The 17,300-nt window shown below is 62.9% G+C and carries 16 protein-coding genes and 1 tRNA gene; 8 read left to right on the plus strand and 9 right to left on the minus strand.

Going from position 1 to position 17,300, the window contains the following annotated elements; genetic code table 11:
* Positions 1 to 104 precede the first annotated feature (104 nt).
* Together ACE3PR_RS08300 and ACE3PR_RS08305 are read left to right on the plus strand one after the other, a co-directional pair.
* Positions 105 to 2,588, plus strand: a complete 2,484-nt coding sequence (locus ACE3PR_RS08300) for a cation:proton antiporter (RefSeq protein WP_374370412.1) — start codon at positions 105 to 107, stop codon at positions 2,586 to 2,588.
* A complete protein-coding gene (locus ACE3PR_RS08305) occupies positions 2,581 to 3,630 on the plus strand; it encodes a DMT family transporter (RefSeq protein WP_374370415.1) in 1,050 nt (349 codons plus the stop codon). Before ACE3PR_RS08300 ends, ACE3PR_RS08305 begins: the two co-directional genes overlap by 8 nt.
* Here ACE3PR_RS08305 and ACE3PR_RS08310 read toward each other — a convergent pair.
* On the minus strand, positions 3,627 to 4,025 hold the full coding sequence (locus ACE3PR_RS08310; RefSeq protein WP_374370418.1) for a GtrA family protein: 399 nt from the start codon (positions 4,023 to 4,025) through the stop codon (positions 3,627 to 3,629). The genes ACE3PR_RS08305 and ACE3PR_RS08310 overlap by 4 nt on opposite strands.
* A gap of 276 nt (positions 4,026 to 4,301) precedes the next feature.
* Between ACE3PR_RS08310 and ACE3PR_RS08315 the strand changes: the two genes are divergently transcribed.
* The 3 genes from ACE3PR_RS08315 to ACE3PR_RS08325 all read left to right on the plus strand — a co-directional run bounded on the left by ACE3PR_RS08315 (position 4,302) and on the right by ACE3PR_RS08325 (position 7,922).
* Positions 4,302 to 5,816, plus strand: a complete 1,515-nt coding sequence (locus ACE3PR_RS08315) for an aldehyde dehydrogenase (protein WP_374370421.1) — start codon at positions 4,302 to 4,304, stop codon at positions 5,814 to 5,816.
* A 182-nt stretch (positions 5,817 to 5,998) separates the two neighbouring features.
* Positions 5,999 to 6,655, plus strand: coding sequence for a hypothetical protein (locus ACE3PR_RS08320; protein WP_374370424.1), 657 nt, complete (start codon positions 5,999 to 6,001; stop codon positions 6,653 to 6,655).
* Positions 6,656 to 6,800: 145 nt separating this feature from the next.
* Entirely contained in the window at positions 6,801 to 7,922 is a 1,122-nt protein-coding gene (locus ACE3PR_RS08325; protein ID WP_374370427.1) for a trypsin-like peptidase domain-containing protein, read from the plus strand.
* Here ACE3PR_RS08325 and ACE3PR_RS08330 read toward each other — a convergent pair.
* From ACE3PR_RS08330 to ACE3PR_RS08345, 4 genes are all read right to left on the minus strand, one after another.
* Entirely contained in the window at positions 7,919 to 8,545 is a 627-nt protein-coding gene (locus tag ACE3PR_RS08330) for a GNAT family N-acetyltransferase (RefSeq protein WP_374370430.1), read from the minus strand. The genes ACE3PR_RS08325 and ACE3PR_RS08330 overlap by 4 nt on opposite strands.
* 393 nt (positions 8,546 to 8,938) lie before the next feature.
* A complete protein-coding gene (locus tag ACE3PR_RS08335) occupies positions 8,939 to 9,373 on the minus strand; it encodes a universal stress protein (protein WP_374370433.1) in 435 nt (144 codons plus the stop codon).
* A gap of 16 nt (positions 9,374 to 9,389) precedes the next feature.
* On the minus strand, positions 9,390 to 10,415 hold the full coding sequence (locus ACE3PR_RS08340; RefSeq protein ID WP_374370436.1) for an NAD(P)H-dependent glycerol-3-phosphate dehydrogenase: 1,026 nt from the start codon (positions 10,413 to 10,415) through the stop codon (positions 9,390 to 9,392).
* Between the two features lie 19 nt (positions 10,416 to 10,434).
* Positions 10,435 to 11,499 (minus strand): proline racemase family protein, encoded by a 1,065-nt coding sequence (locus ACE3PR_RS08345; RefSeq protein ID WP_374370439.1) that lies wholly within the window; start codon positions 11,497 to 11,499, stop codon positions 10,435 to 10,437.
* 155 nt (positions 11,500 to 11,654) lie between these two features.
* Here ACE3PR_RS08345 and ACE3PR_RS08350 point away from each other — a divergent pair, with 155 nt between their 5' ends.
* Entirely contained in the window at positions 11,655 to 12,743 is a 1,089-nt protein-coding gene (locus tag ACE3PR_RS08350) for an ABC transporter substrate-binding protein (protein ID WP_374370442.1), read from the plus strand.
* 5 nt (positions 12,744 to 12,748) lie between these two features.
* Here the strand turns inward: ACE3PR_RS08350 and ACE3PR_RS08355 are convergent, their stop codons facing one another.
* On the minus strand, positions 12,749 to 13,231 hold the full coding sequence (locus tag ACE3PR_RS08355) for a hypothetical protein (protein ID WP_374370445.1): 483 nt from the start codon (positions 13,229 to 13,231) through the stop codon (positions 12,749 to 12,751).
* A gap of 195 nt (positions 13,232 to 13,426) precedes the next feature.
* Here ACE3PR_RS08355 and ACE3PR_RS08360 point away from each other — a divergent pair, with 195 nt between their 5' ends.
* On the plus strand, positions 13,427 to 14,134 hold the full coding sequence (locus ACE3PR_RS08360; protein ID WP_374370448.1) for a GNAT family N-acetyltransferase: 708 nt from the start codon (positions 13,427 to 13,429) through the stop codon (positions 14,132 to 14,134).
* A 10-nt stretch (positions 14,135 to 14,144) separates the two neighbouring features.
* On the opposite strand, the gene ACE3PR_RS08365 is transcribed toward ACE3PR_RS08360, so the two are convergent.
* On the minus strand, positions 14,145 to 14,693 hold the full coding sequence (locus tag ACE3PR_RS08365; protein ID WP_374370451.1) for a flavin reductase family protein: 549 nt from the start codon (positions 14,691 to 14,693) through the stop codon (positions 14,145 to 14,147).
* Between the two features lie 92 nt (positions 14,694 to 14,785).
* Between ACE3PR_RS08365 and ACE3PR_RS08370 the strand changes: the two genes are divergently transcribed.
* Positions 14,786 to 14,862 (plus strand) — tRNA-Arg (locus tag ACE3PR_RS08370).
* 84 nt (positions 14,863 to 14,946) lie between these two features.
* On the opposite strand, the gene ACE3PR_RS08375 is transcribed toward ACE3PR_RS08370, so the two are convergent.
* The gene (locus ACE3PR_RS08375) at positions 14,947 to 15,915 is read right to left on the minus strand and encodes a hypothetical protein (RefSeq protein WP_374370454.1); all 969 of its coding nucleotides are present in this window, start codon (positions 15,913 to 15,915) and stop codon (positions 14,947 to 14,949) included.
* Complete coding sequence (locus ACE3PR_RS08380) at positions 15,915 to 17,282, minus strand: tyrosinase family protein (protein ID WP_374370457.1); 1,368 nt, start codon at positions 17,280 to 17,282, stop codon at positions 15,915 to 15,917. The genes ACE3PR_RS08375 and ACE3PR_RS08380 overlap by 1 nt, the downstream gene beginning before the upstream one ends.
* Positions 17,283 to 17,300: the final 18 nt, after the last annotated feature.

Genomic DNA, 17,300 nt, shown 5'->3' on the forward strand with positions numbered 1-17,300 from the left:
CCATCACCGGACCCCCGCTTCGGCTTTGGACCCAGGCCCGGTTCCTGGGCTATAAGGAGGGCCGCTTCGTCTCTCTTCCGGCCGGCAAAGGGTGCCCCGCCTTCATGACTAGCATCGGGTTTGTGGTTTTCGGGCTGGTCAGCCTGCTGGGCCTCATGAGCCTGCTGCCGCCGCTGGCGGCGCGGCTGCGGCTCCCTTATTCCGTTCTTCTCGCCCTTGTCGGCCTGGGCCTCGGCCTCGTCATCACCTTGCGCCCCGACCTCAATTTTTCCTCGCCGGCGCTCCACGAGATCATCGAGGCCCTGGCCAGCATCGAGATTTCGTCCGAGGCCTTCTTGCTGATCTTCCTGCCGACGCTGCTGTTCGAAACCGCGATCACGATCGACGTCCGGCGGCTCCTGGACGATCTGGCGCCGGTCCTCACACTGGCGGTGCTCGCGGTGGTGATCTGCGCCCTCACCGTCGGCTTCGCGCTTTCCTTCGTCTCGCCCTTCGGCCTGGTCGCCTGCCTGCTGCTGGGCTCGATCGTCGCCACCACCGATCCGGCGGCGGTGATCGGCATCTTCCGCGAGGTCGGTGTCCCCAAACGACTCACCACCCTGGTCGAGGGCGAGAGCCTGCTCAACGATGCCGCCGCGATCGCGCTCTTTGCATTGCTCCTGCCGATGTTGCTGGGCGAGGGGCAGGCCGGTTTCGGCGCCACGATCCTCAATTTCCTGAAGAGCTTCCTGGGCGGCGGCGTCGCCGGCTTCATCATGGGCCGCGCCGCCTGCGCGCTCTTCCCCCTGCTGGGTGGCTGGCCCAAGGCCGAGACTACCCTTACCATCGCGCTTGCTTACTTAAGCTTCGTCGTCCCCGAACATTACTTCCATGTCTCCGGCGTCGTTTCCTGCGTGGTCGCCGGGCTGGTCCTGGGCTCGATCGGCAAGACCCGGGTCAACACACACACCTTCGAGCAGATCGAAGGTGTGTGGTCGCAGCTCGGTTTCTGGGCCAATTCCCTCATCTTCCTTCTGGCGGCCATGCTGATTCCCAGCATCATGGAGGAAACCACGCTGCAGGAAATCGGCTTCATCTGCGCCGTGTTTCTGGCGACCCTGGTGGCGCGCGCGCTGGCCGTGTTCGGCATCATGCCGGTCCTCACGCAGATGGGCCTGATGAGCCGCATCAACAATCGCATCAAGACGGTGATCGTCTGGGGCGGCATGCGCGGCGCCATTTCGCTGGCTCTCGCCCTGGCGGTGGTCGAGAACACCGCCTTGCCGGCAGCCTTGCGCGATTTCGTGGGCACCGCGGTTGCCGGTTTCGTGCTGCTAACCCTCATCGTCAACGGCATCAGCTTGCGACCTCTGGTCAATTTTTTCCGCCTCAACCGCCTCAACCCGGTGGCGCGCGGCGTGCGCGATCGGGCCAAGCTGATGACGCTTGCCGACATCGCCCGGGAATTGGAGGAGATGTCACGCCAGGAGGGGGTGGATCGCGAGGCGGCGGATGCCGCCCTGGCAAAGATCCAGGCGCGCCTCGCCGTGGCGCGCGCGCGGGCCCAGCGCGGCATCGAATTGATGTCGGACGAGATGGTGAAGGTGGGCCTCACCGTCGCCGCCGCCCACGAGACCGAACGCTGCTATGAACTCCTGAATGCGCGCATCGTCGACCGGCGCATCGCCGAATTGCTGCTGCGGGAAGCCCAGCGCCTCCGCGAAGCGGTGCGCGCGCAAGGGCGCCGCGGCTACAAGGCGGCGGCGGAACGCAGCCTCGATTTCACCCTGGGCTTCCGCTGGGCGCTCAGCCTGCAGCGCCGCCTGGGGCTGGAACGGCCGTTGGCCGCAGCCCTTGCCGACCGCTTCGAGTTCCTGACCGTGCAGCGCCAGGTGCTCTCCGGTCTGGTGCCCTTCTGCCGCGACCGCCTGCAGCCGCTCATCGGCGAGGAAGCGACCGGCGAGATCATCGAGATGACCGCCGAGCGCATCGCCGCGGTGGACGCCGCCCTCCAGGCACTCAAGCTGCAATACCCGACCTATGCCAGGGAATTGCAATTGCAGATCCTGGGGCGTTTCGGCCGGCAGCGTGAATCCAGCGCCTATCGCGCGCTGGCTGCCAATCTGGTGATCAGCGGCGAGGTGGCGCGGGATCTCACCGCGGAACTGGAAAGTCACTGGACCGGGCTCGATGCCCGGCCCAAGCTCGATACCGAACTCGCCGCCATCGACCTCGTTCAGCGCGTGCCGATCTTCCGCGATCTCGATATCGCGCGCCAGCAGGCGATCGCCAAGCTCCTGCGGCCGCAGCTCGCGGTGCCGGATTCCCATATCGTGCGGCGCGGCGACAGGGGGGATGCCATGTATTTCGTCGCCTCGGGCGCCACCAGCGTCATCCTGGAATCGGGTGACGTGGAACTGGGCAGCGGCGATTTCTTCGGCGAGCTTTCCCTCCTCACCGGCCAGCCGCGCAATGCCGATGTGGTGGCGCTCGGCTATTGCAAGCTGCTCGCCCTCCGGGCGCGGGATTTCAATCTCCTGCTGCAGCAGGATGCGGGATTGAAGGCGCGCATCGAGCAGGTGGCGCGGGAACGGTTGCATCGTGAGTGAGTCAAATTCGGCGGATGGCCGCCCGCTGATTCCGGATCCCGCCCCGGCGCCGATCCCGCCAGTGTTGTCCGCGCGGGCCCTTACCGCCGGGGAAAAACAGATCGCCGCCGACCGGCCGCTTTACGGCATCCTCTGCCTGGTCGGCGCCGGCATGGTGTTCTCGGTCTTCAACGCCATCGTCAAGCATCTCTCTCACGAGCTGCCGGTGCTGGAAGTGGCCTGGGGCCGCTATGTCTTTCATCTCGCCTTCGCCCTTATCTATGCGGCGGTGGCGGCGCATCTCAGCGGCGGCAAGGACATCTCGCCGCTCTCCTGGTCGCAGCGCTGGGGCAATTCCCTGCGCTCGCGCCGGCCGGGCCTCCAGTTCCTGCGCTCGCTGCTGATGCTGGCGACCACCCTGCTGTTCTTCTGGGCGGTCTCCTATATCGATCTCGCCACGGCGACAGCGATCGCCTTCGTCGAACCGATGGCGATCACCATTCTCTCTTTCCTGCTCTTGAAGGAAATGGTGGGCGTCAGGCGCTGGGCCGCGGTGGTGGTGGGTTTCATCGGTGTCCTCATCGTCATCCGGCCGGGTTTCGGCATGGCGCATCCCGCCGTGCTGCTGCCGGTGCTCTCGGCCAGCACGGGTGCCTGCTACAACGTGCTCACCCGCATCGTGGCACGCCATGACGGCAACGCGACCTCGCTCTTCTATTCGGCGCTGGTGGGGTGCCTTGGCCTGTCGCTGCTATTGCCCTTAGTCTGGCAGATGCCCAGCTGGGATCAATGGCTGCTGCTGGCGGCCCTCGGCATCACCGGCGGTTTCGCCCATACCCTGGTGATCCGCGCCTTCTCCTTCGCCTCGGCCTCGATCGTCGCCCCTTTCATCTATCTGCAGCTCCTGTGGGCGATGGCGATCGGCTATCTCTGGTTCGGCAACCTTCCCGTGGTCACCACCTGGATCGGCGCCGGCATCATCATCGCGACCGGCATCTATACCGCGCACCGCGAACGCATCCGCGCGCGCGAACGGGCGGCGCGGGCTGCAGAGGCCGTCTAACGCGGGCGATAGACCCAGAGCTCGAACAGGATGAAGGAAATGACCGGCGCCGTGGCGACCGCCACCACGACCTTGAGGACGAAAGCCGAGGCAAAATAGCCGGCAGCCAGATGCACGATGGCCGAGGTCGCGGCCAGGCTGATGATCTGAACGGTAATGAATCGCGCCATTTCCGCCGGCACCAGATTGGTGGATTGAAAGGTCAGCCGCCGGTGGCCGAAATAGGAAACCGGGATGGCGATGGCAAAGGCGATGGCGGATCCCCAGAAAACCGGCAGCCGCAGAAATTCCAGGCAGAGATAGAGGAGGACGGCATAGGTTGCACTGGCCAGACCGCCGACGATGCCGAAGACCAGCACTTTCCGGAAACTCAGCCGTTCGATGATCTGCCGCATCTATATGTCCTGACAGGGCCGTGCCCGATAATGGCGATGATATACCAGCCCGGCGGCTATCCCCAAAGGAGTAGTTCGGCAGAACGGGCCGCGACATAATGCGACATCGAGCAAGGCAACATGCAGCCGGGCCGCTCTAGCGGCCTCAAATGCGGCAATGCTATAAACAGGACCGAGCCAAGGCTGGCCAAAAAATACGGTGATAAGCCGATAGCCAAATCAGGGCCGCAAGCCCCGGACGTCGCGGGCCCGGCCGCCATCAAGGGAGTGACGATCATGAATCTCGATCAAGCGAAGAAACTCGACAAAAAATCGTTCCGGAAATACGCCGACAAGCTGAAATTCGAAACGCGCAACTTCATCGACGGCAAATTCGTCGACGCCAAGAAGGGCCGGAAGTTCGAGACCATCAACCCGGCAACTGGCGCGGTCATTGCCTCGGTCGCGCGCTCGGACGCCGCCGATGTCGATCTTGCCGTGAAGGCCGCGCGCAAGGCTTTCAAATCGGGAATCTGGTCCAGGATGGCGCCGCGCGACCGCATGACCGTGATCTACAAATTCGGCCAGCTCATCACCGAAAACGCGCTTCAGTTCGCGCTCCTCGATTCCACCGATATGGGCAAGCCGATCAGCGAAATGCTGAACATCGACATCCCGGGTGCGGCGATGACCTTCCAGTATTTCGGCGAGACGATCGACAAGATCGAGGGCACGGTGACCTCGACCGCGTCTTCCGAATTCCACTACATCCTCCGCCAGCCCTTGGGCGTCATCGGCTGCATCGTGCCGTGGAACTATCCGCTCATGATGGCTGCCTGGAAGATCGCCCCGGCGCTGGCAGCCGGCAATTCGGTCATCCTGAAGCCGGCCGAACAATCGCCGCTCTCGGGCAATCTGCTCGCCAAATTGTTCATGGAAGCGGGCGGCCCGGCGGGTGTGCTCAACGTCGTCCAGGGCCTCGGCGAAGAAGCCGGCAAGGCGCTGGCGCTCCACATGGATGTCGACAAGATCGGTTTCACCGGCTCCACGGAAGTGGGCAAGCTGATGATGGTCTATGCCGGCCAGTCCAACATGAAGCGCGTCACCACCGAATGCGGCGGCAAGACACCGCAGATCATCACCGCGGACGCCCCCGATCTCGACATGGCCGCGCAATATGCGGTCAACGGCATCTACGGCAATCAGGGCGAGGTCTGCAATGCGGGCTCGCGCATCCTGGTCGATGCCAAGATCCACGACGCCTTTGTCGAGAAGTTCCTGGAAAAGGCCAAGGCCAGCTTCAGCCCCGGCGATCCCCTGGACCCTGCCACCACCATGGGTCCGCTGGTCACCAAGGAACAGCAGAAGCGTGTGCTGGGTTATATCGACATCGCCAAGAAGGAAGGCGCCAAGCTCTCCCTCGGCGGCGCGGTGCCCAAGGGGTTGGAAAAGGGCTGCTATGTGGCGCCCACCCTCTTCACCGGCGTCAACAACAAGATGCGCATCGCCCAGGAGGAAGTGTTCGGGCCCGTGGGCACCATCCTGCCCTTCAAGAAGGTCGAACAGGCGATCGAGATCGCCAATGATTCGATCTATGGCCTCGCCGCCTCGATCTGGACCTCGGATGTCAGCCTCGCCCACAAGGCGGCGCGCGACATCGAGGCCGGCATCGTCTGGGTCAATTGCTTCGACCACGGCGACATGACCTCGATCTGGGGCGGCTTCAAGCAATCCGGCATGGGCCGCGACAAATGCCTCGAGACACTCACCACCGTCACCCAGACCAAATCCGTCTGGATGCATCTCGGCTGATCTGCTGTATACTCTTGCGGGAACGAGGGGCGGCCGGGCAACCTGCCGCCCCTTTTTTGCAATGGGCGGTTCGCGGCAGGCGAGATACGTGAGGCTCATGCTGCGAACTCACCCGACGAGAGACGGGCCGCATGCCAAGCAATGTTGAACGGTCAGGATCAGATTTGCCGGCTAAAGTCGGTATGATCGACCGCGTGATCAACATCCTCATTGGTCTGTTGTTGAGTCTTGCGCTTGCCCTCGGCGCCATGTTCCTGGTCGTAAATTTCCTGATGGCAGCCAAGCATCTGGTTGCTTCGGAATCGGCCGTTGAATCGCTCAGGATGATCACCGGCTTGCTGATTGTCTTTTGCGGCCTTTGCGTGCCGTTTGCTTTGCTGCTCATCATCCGACGATCAGCTTCCCGCGAAGAATGTTTGCGTGTCGCCTATTTGATGTCCGTGATTGGCGTTTTCCTGACAGGCATGCGGGTTACCTTGGCGGCGTGGTTGGGTGGGAACGCGCCATCTTCGACGTCATCATCCTTGGCCGCCCGGGCGATGAATCTCTCTGCTGGATTGGCGGCCAGCGGTTTTCTTGCACTCATCGGGGCGTTCCTGCTGTTGGGCCTGCCGAACCTTGCCATCGAAATGTCGGTCGGAGAACTGGCTGCTTCCCATTTGCGTGCGATGCTCGGTTTCCTGGTCGCCGTGGCATTCCTGTGCCCAATCCTCGCCTTCTGCTGCATGATCCGACATTCCTCCGACCGGGAGGCATGCCTGCGTATCGCCTGGCAAGTGTCTCTGATCGGGGCGCCGATTGTCGCTGGGCGGTATTTCTGGCGACGCGTATCAGCTTAGCCGGTTGTGCTGCGAGTGGCGGCGGGGCAACCCGCCGCCTTTTTTCTGTCGCTTTTTTCTCTGGGCGACCGATCGGAAAGATTGCAGCCGCCCCCGGCTTGCGACATAGAATTGAACCAGCGCAGCGTTTTTGGGAGGGCTGGCCTTGTCGCGTCGCTTCCGGGTTTCCTTGCTACCGATGCTCTTCGTCTTTGCCGCTTTCCCGCTCACCCTTCATGCCGATGCCGGCGATTCCTGCCGCGCGTCGCTGTCGCTGGACGGCAAGCTGCGCAACGGGGCCGATCCCGGCGCCGTCGCCAAGGCCTGCCTCGCCGCCGCCGAGGCGAGCGACGACGCGCTTTCGCAATACATGGCGGGATTGGTTTACGAATTCGGCATCGGCCAGTCGAAGGATTCGATGAAGGCGAAGAACCGCTATCGCGATGCCGCCAACAAGGGGCATGCCCAGGCGCAATTGGCCATGGGCCGCCTCTCCGAAAAGACGCGGACCCTCGATTGGGCGATGGCCTGGTATGCCCGCGCGGCGCTGAACAAGAATGCCGAGGCCCAGGCCGCCTTGCTGCGGCTGAAGACGGCCGAGCCGCGCGAGATGTGGCGCGCGGCCATGAGCGCCCTCGCCATCGACGAGAATGACGGCGGGATGGGCGACATCCTGGGCTCGGGCTCGGGCATCGTGCTGGGCGAAGGCGTCGTTCTCACCAACGAACATGTGGTCGAACATTGCGAGCGCATGAGCGTCGCCCCCGGCATCCCGGCCAAGGTCGTCGCCAAGGATGCCGAGCGCGATTTGGCGGTGCTGCGAACCGGCATCCAGGTCGGCGAGGTGGCCTTGCTGGCGACATCGCCCGAGATCGGGGCCGAGGACCGGCTCCTGACCGGCGGCTATCCCGGCATCGGCACCGATGATCCCACTTTCGTGGTGACCGAGGGCAAGAAATCCTCGCGCGATCTCGGCAAGGAGACGGCGGATTACTGGCTGCTCACCAACACGATCAATCCCGGCAATAGCGGCGGCCCGCTGCTGGACGATAGTGGCCTGGTGCGCGGCGTGGTCTTCGCGGCTCTGCCGGTCACCGGCATCGTCAAGAAGACTGCGCCCAAACGCGCTCATGAAGGCATGGCGATCCGTCTCGACACGGTCAAAAGCTTCCTCGACGAGCACAAGATCGCCTATCGCACGCAACCGCCGGGCGAGGTGGCGAAGGCGGCGGATATGGAAGACCATATCGCCGCCATCACCGTCCTGGTGACCTGCTTCGGGGATTAGCGCCGGTCGAGCGCGACCGGGCTGGCGCTGGGGGCGGCCGCGGCGAAGATCGCGGCCAGCGGGCTCTGGATGCCGTTGGCGATGGCGGCCGGTTCCAGGCCGTGCACATGCCTGACCTCGCCGCTCACCCGGCCGAGGACGCCCGATTTCAGCGGCGCCACCTGCAGGCGTTCCGGGCGGGTCTCGCCCGGCATGACGAAGCCGTGGGGGGCCGCCGGCACGAAGCCGAAGCGCTTGTAGTAATCGACATCGCCCACCAGCAGAACGAGGTCATGCCCCATCTCGGCGGCGATTTCGAGGGTGCGGAAGGTAAGCGTGCGGCCGATGCCCTTGCCGGCAAGGCGCGGCGTGATGCCGAGCGGCCCCAGCAGCAGGGCCTGATGGCCCTCGGCGCCGATGGTGATCGGCCAATAGCGGATCGTGCCGACGATTTCGCCCTGATGCTGGGCGATATAGGAGAGTTCCCGGACCGGCTCGACGCCGACGCGGTAGAGGTAGGAAGCCTTGTCGAACCGCGCCCGCCCGAACACCGCATCGAGCAATTGCTCGACGCCGGCGGCAAGCGCGGCTGTTTCAGGCTTGATGGTAAAGGCAAGCGACTTGAAGGCAAGCGACTGGTTCATCGATGAGATCCTTTGGGCGTAAGCGGTATTTTGTGTGAGAGCAGGCCATGGGTATCGGCCTGCTTCCGCTTCGGATCCTTGGGGTGCGCGCGGGAAAACTTCCCGGCACCCGGCAATCCTATGCCTCGCGCACAGCCGATACCGCCACCCGCCCGGCCATGCCGTGAGCGGTGGTCAGTGATCGTCGTCGGAGACTAAGGTTGCACATCGAACGAGCCTTCCGGCTGTTGCAGATGTAACGCGATATAGGGCAAGCCGGCCGGCAAATCCACCGGAAATTGATGGGCGGGCAATGACAATTATGTGTCCCACCCATGTCCCAACCGCTTGTCCGGGTGACTCGGTTGCCGGCCTTCAGCCGCCTACCGCACGACGGTGACGGCCTGTAACCTGTCACCGCACGACGGTGACGGGGCAATGGGCATAGGTGACGACGTCGGCGGCGACCGAGCCGATCAGCAGCCGCGCCGCCCCGGTCCGCCCGGCCGAGCCGGTGACGATGTGGTGGTAGGAGTTCTTCTCGGCGTAATCGACGATGGTCCGCGCGATGTCGTCGCCCGGCGCCCGCACGGCGGCGACGCGGCGATGGCCGGCCTTGAGTGCCACCTCGATGGCGCTCAGCAGTGCTTTGTCCGGCGGCAGATTGCCGGCCTGGATCGATGCCGAATCCCAGACCAGCGGGGCCGGATTTTCCTTGGGATCGGTGATGGTGATGAAACTGAGCGGCAGCGCCAGGCGCTGCGCCAGCTCGACGGCGAAGGCCACGGTCTTGGCCGCCGCCACCGACCCGTCGGTCGCACAGAGGATCTTGTCCATCGTGACGCTCATGCCGATCGCCTTTCCATCAAATCCGAACCGAAACCATGGCCGCGCTCTCGCGCTTCAGGGGCCGTGCCAGCAAATTCTCCGCCTCGGCGGCAAGCGTGCTGCCGCCATGGAGGATGCGGTTGACCGCCGCCGCGATCGGCATCTCGATGCCCAGCCCGCTGGCCAGCGCCAGCACCGCCGGCGCCGTGGTCACACCCTCCGCCACACTTTTACGCGCAGCCAGCACCTCGGCAAGGCTTTTGCCTTCGCCAAGTGCCACACCCAGGGACATATTGCGCGATTTCGCGCCGCAGCAGGTCAGGACCAGATCGCCAAGACCGGCCAGACCCATCAGCGTTTCGGCGCGTCCCCCCTTGGCCAGGGCCAGGCGCGTCACTTCCGCGAGGCCCCGGGTGATGAGCGCGGCGCGGGCATTGTCGCCCAGCCCGCTGCCCATCGCCATGCCGCAGGCGATGGCATAGACGTTCTTCACGGCGCCCGCGATTTCTGTCCCCACCAGATCGTCCGAACCATAGGGGCGGAAGGCGCCGTGACTGAGGGCCTCCATCAGCGCCTCGGCGAGGGCCGCATCGGTGGCGGCGATGGCGACCGCGGTCGGCAGGCCGCGCGCCACGTCGATCGCGAAACTGGGACCGGAGAGGGCCGCGATGCGGGCCGCCGGCAATTCCCGGGCGGCGATCTCATGGAGCAGCAATCCGCTTTCTTGCTCGATCCCCTTGGCGCAGAGCACCAGCGGCGTGCCCTCGCGCCAGAACGGCCGCGCCTCGGCGCAGAAGGCGCGGAAATGCTGCGCCGGCTGGGCATAGAGCACGGCATCGGCTTGCAGTGCCGTGGCGAAATCGGCATCGATCGCCAGCTCGGCCGGTAGATCGATTCCGGGCAGATAGTCGCTGTTGCGCCGCGTCGCCTGAAGCATTGCCGCCAGTTCCGGACGGCGGGCATAGAGCTTCGCGCGGCAGCCGCCGCGTGTCGCAATAAGCGCCAGCGCCGTGCCCCAGGCACCGGCGCCGATCACGGATACATGGCGGATCGTCATGCGCACCCGGTTCTTACGTCAGTTTTCATTTCAGCAGGAATCCGTCTTTCAGGGGATCGCCATCTTCGCAGGTGAAGATGGCGCGTCCGGTATAATAGGCATGCCCCGCCACTTCGGCCCGGATCGCCTGGAAGCGGCCGGTCTTGAGATGCGCGGCGATGCGCCCGTCGAACACCGCACCGGTGACACTTTCGAATTGCCGCCATTCGCCTTCCGCGATTTCCCGCCGCGCCGCCATCAGGGCCAGGCGCGCGGTGACACCGCTGCCGGTGGGCGATCGATCGACCTCCGCGGCGGCGAAGACGCAGACATTGGCGCTGGGCGTGTGTTTGCCATCGCCGCCATCTGTGAGGATCGTGCCGTAGAGAAAGGCAAGATCGGCATCGTCCGGATGGTCGAGCGGTATTTGCGCCTTCACCGCTTCGGTGACCGCGCTGGCGGCGGCCACCAGATCCCGCGTGCGCGAACCGCGCACGTCGAGGCCGAACTGGGCCGCCGGCAGGATCGCATAGAAGGCACCGCCATAGCCGATATCGAGTGTCACCTCACCGTAGCCCTGCACCTCGACGGTTTTGTCGAGCGCGAAGGCGAAGGCCGGCACGCTCACGAAGCTGACCCGGCCGCGATAGGGGCCGTCGGCGATCACGGTGACTTCGACCAGGCCGCAGGGGCATTGCAGATTGAGTTTCGCGCGGCCGTCCGGGCCGGGTTTGATCAGGCCTTGATCGAGGGCATAGCGGCCAAGCGCGATGGTGGCATGGCCGCACATCGTGCTGTAGCCTTCGTTATGGATGAACAGCACCGCCATGTCGGCATCCGGATGGTCGGGCTCCACCGGCAGCACGCCATACATGTCGTAATGGCCGCGCGGCTCGAACATCAGGCGGCGGCGATACTGATCCAGATGGTCGCGGGCATGACGCCGCTTCTCCAGGATATTGCGGCCGGGAATGGCGGGATAGCCGGCGGTCACGATGCGCACCGGTTCGCCCCCCGTATGCATCTCGACGGTATGTATCTCGCCGGCATCGGCAGCCCGGGCCTGAATCTGGGCCTGAATCTGCGCCGGGGCCATCCTCTCGAGGCTCACGACCTGTTTCCTTCTTCGTCAGACGCTGCCGATTGCGCTTTTGCATCCGGTTCCATCGCCTGTAATCTGAACACCGGCCGGACGCAAGCCCGGCCGCCTTGCCCCAAAACCGAAAAGCCGGCCTCGCCGGTCACAACAACAGCAGCACGCGTGACATGCCGCGATATTTCCAAGGCCTTCTTTTTGCCCTCATCGTCACCGCCCTCAACCTCCCTGCGCTGCCCGCTTTTGCACAATCAACTCCCCGACAATTAGCCCCCGAACAATTAGCCCCCGAACAACTGGCGCAGGCCGAGCTCCACGAACTGACCGTGCAACTGCCCGGTGGACCCTCCTTGCGTTATGCCGGGCTGCTCCTGGCGGTGGAGCGGGGCTATTTCACCTCGGCCGGCATCGATCTCGTTCTTCGGGGCCACATTCCCGAAGAGGCGCCGGTGGCGGCCGTGGCCGACGGCAATGCCGATCTCGCCATCGACATCCTGCCTTCGGCCCTGCGTGCCCGCGCCGAGACCGCCGATGTCGTGCATGTGGCCCAGATCTTTCAGCGGGCGACGCTCTCTCTGGTCTGCCGGCCGGATGTCGATCAGCCGGGCAAGCTCGCGGGCGAGAATATCGGCGTCTGGATGGGTGGCTGGGAAAGTTCGTTCTATGCCTGGCTCAACCGCCTCGGCCTCAGCTATTTCGCCAGCGGCGGTGGCGTCACGGTCCTCCGGCAAAGCCTGGATGCCGAGATGTTTCTCGCCGGCGAGGTGGATTGCATGACCACCACCAGCTATCAGGCGCCCCTGCAACTGGCCCCGATGGGCGACCAGCAGGCGGCACTCGTCACCTATTCCTATGAGGATCTCGGCCTCGGCGTGCTGGAGGATGGCCTTTATGCCCGCGGCGGCGATCTCGCCGATCCGGCGCGGATCGATCTCTTCGCGCGCTTTCTGGCCGCTCTGGGTCGCGGCTGGCAGGCCGCCGCCGCCGATCCCGCGGCGGCGACAAAAATGCTGGCCGCCCTGCCGGAAAACGAGGGAATCGATCCGGCGGTGCTGCGGCGGGCCCTGGGGGCGGTCAATGCCGCCCTGGCGGTCCAGAAGGACGGCCTCGTCGGCCAGCTCGATCCGGCCGCCTATGACCGCAGCGTCAATCTGCTGCTGACCGGTGCGCCGGAACCGGTGCTCACGGCGGCGCCCGATGCGGCGATCAGCGATCTCGTCTTCAGGCAGCGCCGCCAGCTCGGCCGCTTCAACAACTAGCGTGTTCAGTCGCGGTTGAAGATGCTGAGTTCGTCCAGCGGCCGGCCCCGGCGCACGCTATGCTTGCCGGCGACACCCGCATCGCCGGCGACGCTATAGGCGATCTTGGGCTCCCGCGAGGCATAGAGCAGCACGCATTCCATCCCGCTCAGGCCCTCGCATTGCGCTGTGGCGACGCCGCCGAACAGATTGCTCTGGCAACTGATCTCCGGGCAGTAATAGGCATAGGAGTTGTTGCCGTCGACGCTGACGGCAAAGGCGCCGCGCCGGTTGGGGGCGATGAGGGCCAGGTATTCCTGCAAGGCATCCTCGGTAGCCTGGCTGATTTCCAGTGGGCTGGCACCGGCCACCGGCGCCGGAATGCGCGGCTGGGCGCAGGCCGAAAGCAAGATACCGGCCAAGGCGGCGCCGAGGCCGAATTTCGTCAGTCGGTGCGCGGTGCCGCCGCGGCTCGGATGCAACGCTGTCGACTGGATGTTCGCACGCATGATCGCTGTTCCCCGCGAAAAGTCACTTTGATTACCAAGTAGCCGATGCCCCGGCGGGCCACAAGTGACGCACTTCACAATCGGGTACCCTGCGCGCATCGGCCGCCGATCGCCGATTGCCTGGGTTTGGCCGGCAAGTTAAGGTCCGGCGCCCAAATCGGTCGAAAGCGGCCGCAAAAGGGGGATGTGACCCGGATGACTCAGAGGATCAACGCTTTCGGCCAGCCGATCGGCTTCGACGTGCCGGATTGGCAGCCCCGCCCCCAGCCGCCGGCGGATCCCATCGACGGGCGCTTCGTGCGGATCGAGCGGCTCGATCCCGCCCGCCATGCCGACCAGCTTTTTGCCGCCAACAGCGCCGATGACGGCCGCATGTGGACCTACATGCCCTATGGCCCCTTTGCCGATCTCTCCGCCTACCGCGCCTGGGCGGCGGACATGGCGCCGCGCACCGATCCCTTCTTCCATGCCATCATCGACCGGCCAAGCGGCCAGGCCCAGGGTGTTGCCAGCTATCTGCGCATCGATGCGGGCCTGGGTGTGATCGAGACCGGCCATATCGCCTATGCTCCCGTCCTGCAGAAGACGGCCGGGGCGACCGAGGCCATGTATCTCCTGATGCGCCGCGTCTTCGACGAGCTCGGCTATCGCCGCTATGAATGGAAATGCGATGCCCTCAATGCGCCCTCGCGGGCAGCAGCCCAGCGCCTCGGCTTCACGTTCGAGGGCATCTTCCGCCAGGCCACGATCTATAAGGGGCGCAACCGCGACACCGCCTGGTTCGCCATCACCGATCGCGACTGGCCGAAGATCCGCGCCGTCTACGAGGCCTGGCTGGCGCCGGAGAATTTCGACGGAACCCGGCAGAAGCAATCGCTCTCGGCCCTGATGGCCGCGCGCTGAGCGGTCTCGCTTAACGCATCTTCGACGCCAGCTTGAGTATCCGCCCATCGACGGCGAATCTGCCATAGCCTTGATGATGGAGGCTGCGCGGATTCTTCTGCCGCGGATCGCGCCAGGCCTTCACCACTTCCAGGATGAACATGTTGTAGCGGTTGGTCAGCCGCGTATCCACGACCCGGCATTCGAGATTGGCGAAGCATTCCGCGATCAGGGGGGCAGCCACCTGTTCGGCCGGCAAAGGGGTGAGGCCGAAGGCCGCGAATTTGTCGGTTTCGGCACCCGTGGCATTCCCCACCTTGACCACTTTTTGCGCCAGCTTCGCCGCCGGTATCGCGATCACGCATTCCTTGGTGGCGCGCAAAGCCGCGAAACTGTGATTGGCCCCGCTCACGATGCAGGCCACCAGCGGCGGCTCGAACTCGACCATCATGTGCCAGGACATGGTCATGACATTGGCCCGATCCTGACCCTTGGTCTTCCGGGACGTGGTCAGCAAGACGACCGGCCCCGGCTCCAGCAATTGATAGACCTTGGCCAAAGCCAGATCCCGCATCGCCATTCCTCCTGCCCGGCAAGGCCCACGGCCCCAACCCCTTTGCCTTCAAACCCATTTTGCCTTAAAGCGGCGGCATTGCTATAAGAACTGGCAACGTCCCCGTAGCTCAGCAGGATAGAGCATCGGTTTCCTAAACCGCAGGTCGGAGGTTCGAATCCTCTCGGGGACGCCAAAGCTTTGTCGATCTAGCCCTCTAGGCGCTATTTTAAGTTGGCTGGGTCGCCGCACGCAGCATCTTGCACGGTTCGGCGCAAGATCACTGTAATGTTTGAATTTTCTTCTGAATGGCATTCAGTTCTTGAATGTCGACGTCTGGGTTTGCTTTGGAATAGTCTTGCAAAATAGTTTCGTATTTTGAAATCTGCTCTGCATCAACGGGGTTCTTCTTATTTTCTATCGAACCACGAATGATTGCATCCACGACCTCTATAGGCGTGTCATCGCGCTTTATAACCTTGTCAGAGTATAAAGCGAAATCCGCATCCGTCCGAGCGAGAACTCTCGCAGCCGCCGCTTGCAACTCAGTGGGCTTCCTGGAATCGAATAAGTAGTCCTGACGAATGGTATTTTGGTAATCTGTCAACGAGCCTAAATAAGCGATCGCCTGTTTCTGCGCCGCCACACTCTCGCTGTTCAAGTACTTGTCAACGTAAATGGCGGCAAGTTCCGGATCAGCCAAGGTAAAGTAGCCCACCGTGTCTGCATCGTTAAAAACACCTTTGCTGTTTTGGTTTTCAATTTCGCCAAGAATTCCTTTGTCACCTAGGCTTGCGCCAGCTTCGGCAGCAAGGCTGCGCGCGCTTGGCGAGCCTCGCTCGACTATCTGTGCAAGGATGTCCATAGTCGCGGCGAATTGTTTGTGCATCTGATGATCAGCATTGGCCGCGTGGTTCATCATAACCACTGAGCCAACTAATATTCGAGTGGCAGTCAACTGGAGTGGCTCGGACTCGGTCAGAGCTACCGAACTCGCGACAGGCAGGCTCAAGTATGGAAATTGCAGTTGCAAATTGGCGAGTTCCTCGGCACGAACGTTGCCCGAAAGACCCTCGTCCTTGATTCTCTCAATCAAGGCTTCTATCTCTGCCTTCTGCGCTTCATAGCTGTCCCGCAATTCTGCAGGCACGCTATCAAAGTCTATTTCCTCCGCTGTAGCAACAGGGGGCCACAACGCAGTTAGCCATATAGCGGATAGCCATATAACGGAAAAAAGTCTCTTTTCCATCACTGCTCTCCTGCAATGACACCGGACGAACCGCCACTCATATAATGTAGGTCATCATAGCAGAATCCAAGATCAGCACCGCGAAAAACACCCATATAGTCGATCATTTTTGCGGGAGTAGGGTAATCTGTCCCGGACAGGGGCAGTCCAAGCGCAGGGGGAAAGGAGAAGCGATAGGGTAACCAGTCATCGTCGGGCTCGTTAGGTGTTCCCCAATTTCCCTGTTTTTGACTCCATGGCCACATCTCATCGTTGGCGTACAATCCTTCTCTCATCCCACCTTGTACTGACCCAGGGTAAACTCCCTCAGGCGAGTAGGACCGATTGCTAGCGCTGTCATACCTGTCGCGAGCCTGCTGCCAATGCGCCCACCCGCGATCGACGTTTGCATGTAACAGGAAGAAAAGTGGGTCTCGCGGTGAGGTCGCCCCACCCAGCCAGCCTTGGATAAAGCCGTGGGCGCCGTTGTGATAGTTCATCTCGAATGTATCGGTAGTCTGGCGGAATACATCAGGGCAACCATGCATGGAGCAGGCAAGTGCCGGCAAAACGTCTGTAGCAATTGGGGCTAAAGTGTCGGCTGCACGCGCACGCGTTAAAAGTTGGCCTGAGGGCGAAGACCAGCCCCTGATTGGGTTTGTTGCAGCGAGATCGACTTCGTTTGATCCAAGTACTTTCGCCCCCAAAAAGTCCGCATTGAAAAGGCGGGGGGAAGGCTCGTCAAATTTCCAGTACGGGAGGGAGACCGTTGGATCGATGAACTGCAATTCACGTTCAAAATTTAAAAGGAACGCCCGATGCCACGGCAGGAAATTACTTGGCTTGGTACCAAAAGCAGAATGTATACCGTGTGAGAAGGCATCCCCGTGCGTAGTGAAGAAGTCCTCAAAACGTGTTGGTCGCGCCAAACCAGGCATAATTTTCCATTGAGCTAATGCTGACAGGAAATTGTTGCGTTCTCGATGCGACAATTGCTCAGCATTCTTTCGAACGCGCACCATGGTCATCGTTTGACCGATCGCTGTGCCGTCGGGCACCTCGGCTCGAACAGCAATGTCCTTATTTCCATCTGAGGCTTTGAGACCCATCAGATAGAACTCTGTCCAGCTACCGTCTGCTTTGAGAACAATCTGTAACTCGTTCTCCGGCGCGTAATTGGCGCGCGTGACGGGCGAAGGACTGACCATGAAACCCACGACGCCTGCGGAGGGGCCAACACCAGCGCTACGCAGAGTCACGGGAAGATCAGTCGAGCTTGGTTGCGACAGCTTTGCGCGAGCAGGCACAGGTGACCAGCATAAGAAATCATCGTCGGTTTGAGGGCTGGATCTGATCTCGATCAGCGCAACCGTCTGCGCCTTCGCCACGCTGGGCTGCCAAAAAAA

The organism is Dongia sp., from assembly GCF_041909655.1.
In the GTDB taxonomy this organism is placed as follows: Bacteria; Pseudomonadota; Alphaproteobacteria; order Dongiales; family Dongiaceae; genus Dongia.

Bases quoted from the DNA above. Each gene is read 5' to 3' on its own strand.
- ACE3PR_RS08350 (WP_374370442.1), top strand. From the start codon at position 11,655: ATGCCGCGATATTTCCAAGGCCTTCTTTTTGCCCTCATCGTCACCGCC.
- ACE3PR_RS08375 (WP_374370454.1), bottom strand. From the start codon at position 15,915: ATGGAAAAGAGACTTTTTTCCGTTATATGGCTATCCGCTATATGGCTA.
- ACE3PR_RS08310 (WP_374370418.1), bottom strand. From the start codon at position 4,025: ATGCGGCAGATCATCGAACGGCTGAGTTTCCGGAAAGTGCTGGTCTTC.
- ACE3PR_RS08335 (WP_374370433.1), bottom strand. From the start codon at position 9,373: ATGAGCGTCACGATGGACAAGATCCTCTGTGCGACCGACGGGTCGGTG.
- ACE3PR_RS08360 (WP_374370448.1), top strand. From the start codon at position 13,427: ATGACTCAGAGGATCAACGCTTTCGGCCAGCCGATCGGCTTCGACGTG.
- ACE3PR_RS08300 (WP_374370412.1), top strand. From the start codon at position 105: ATGACTAGCATCGGGTTTGTGGTTTTCGGGCTGGTCAGCCTGCTGGGC.
- ACE3PR_RS08320 (WP_374370424.1), top strand. From the start codon at position 5,999: ATGATCGACCGCGTGATCAACATCCTCATTGGTCTGTTGTTGAGTCTT.
- ACE3PR_RS08315 (WP_374370421.1), top strand. From the start codon at position 4,302: ATGAATCTCGATCAAGCGAAGAAACTCGACAAAAAATCGTTCCGGAAA.
- ACE3PR_RS08330 (WP_374370430.1), bottom strand. From the start codon at position 8,545: ATGAACCAGTCGCTTGCCTTCAAGTCGCTTGCCTTTACCATCAAGCCT.
- ACE3PR_RS08365 (WP_374370451.1), bottom strand. From the start codon at position 14,693: ATGGCGATGCGGGATCTGGCTTTGGCCAAGGTCTATCAATTGCTGGAG.
- ACE3PR_RS08355 (WP_374370445.1), bottom strand. From the start codon at position 13,231: ATGCGTGCGAACATCCAGTCGACAGCGTTGCATCCGAGCCGCGGCGGC.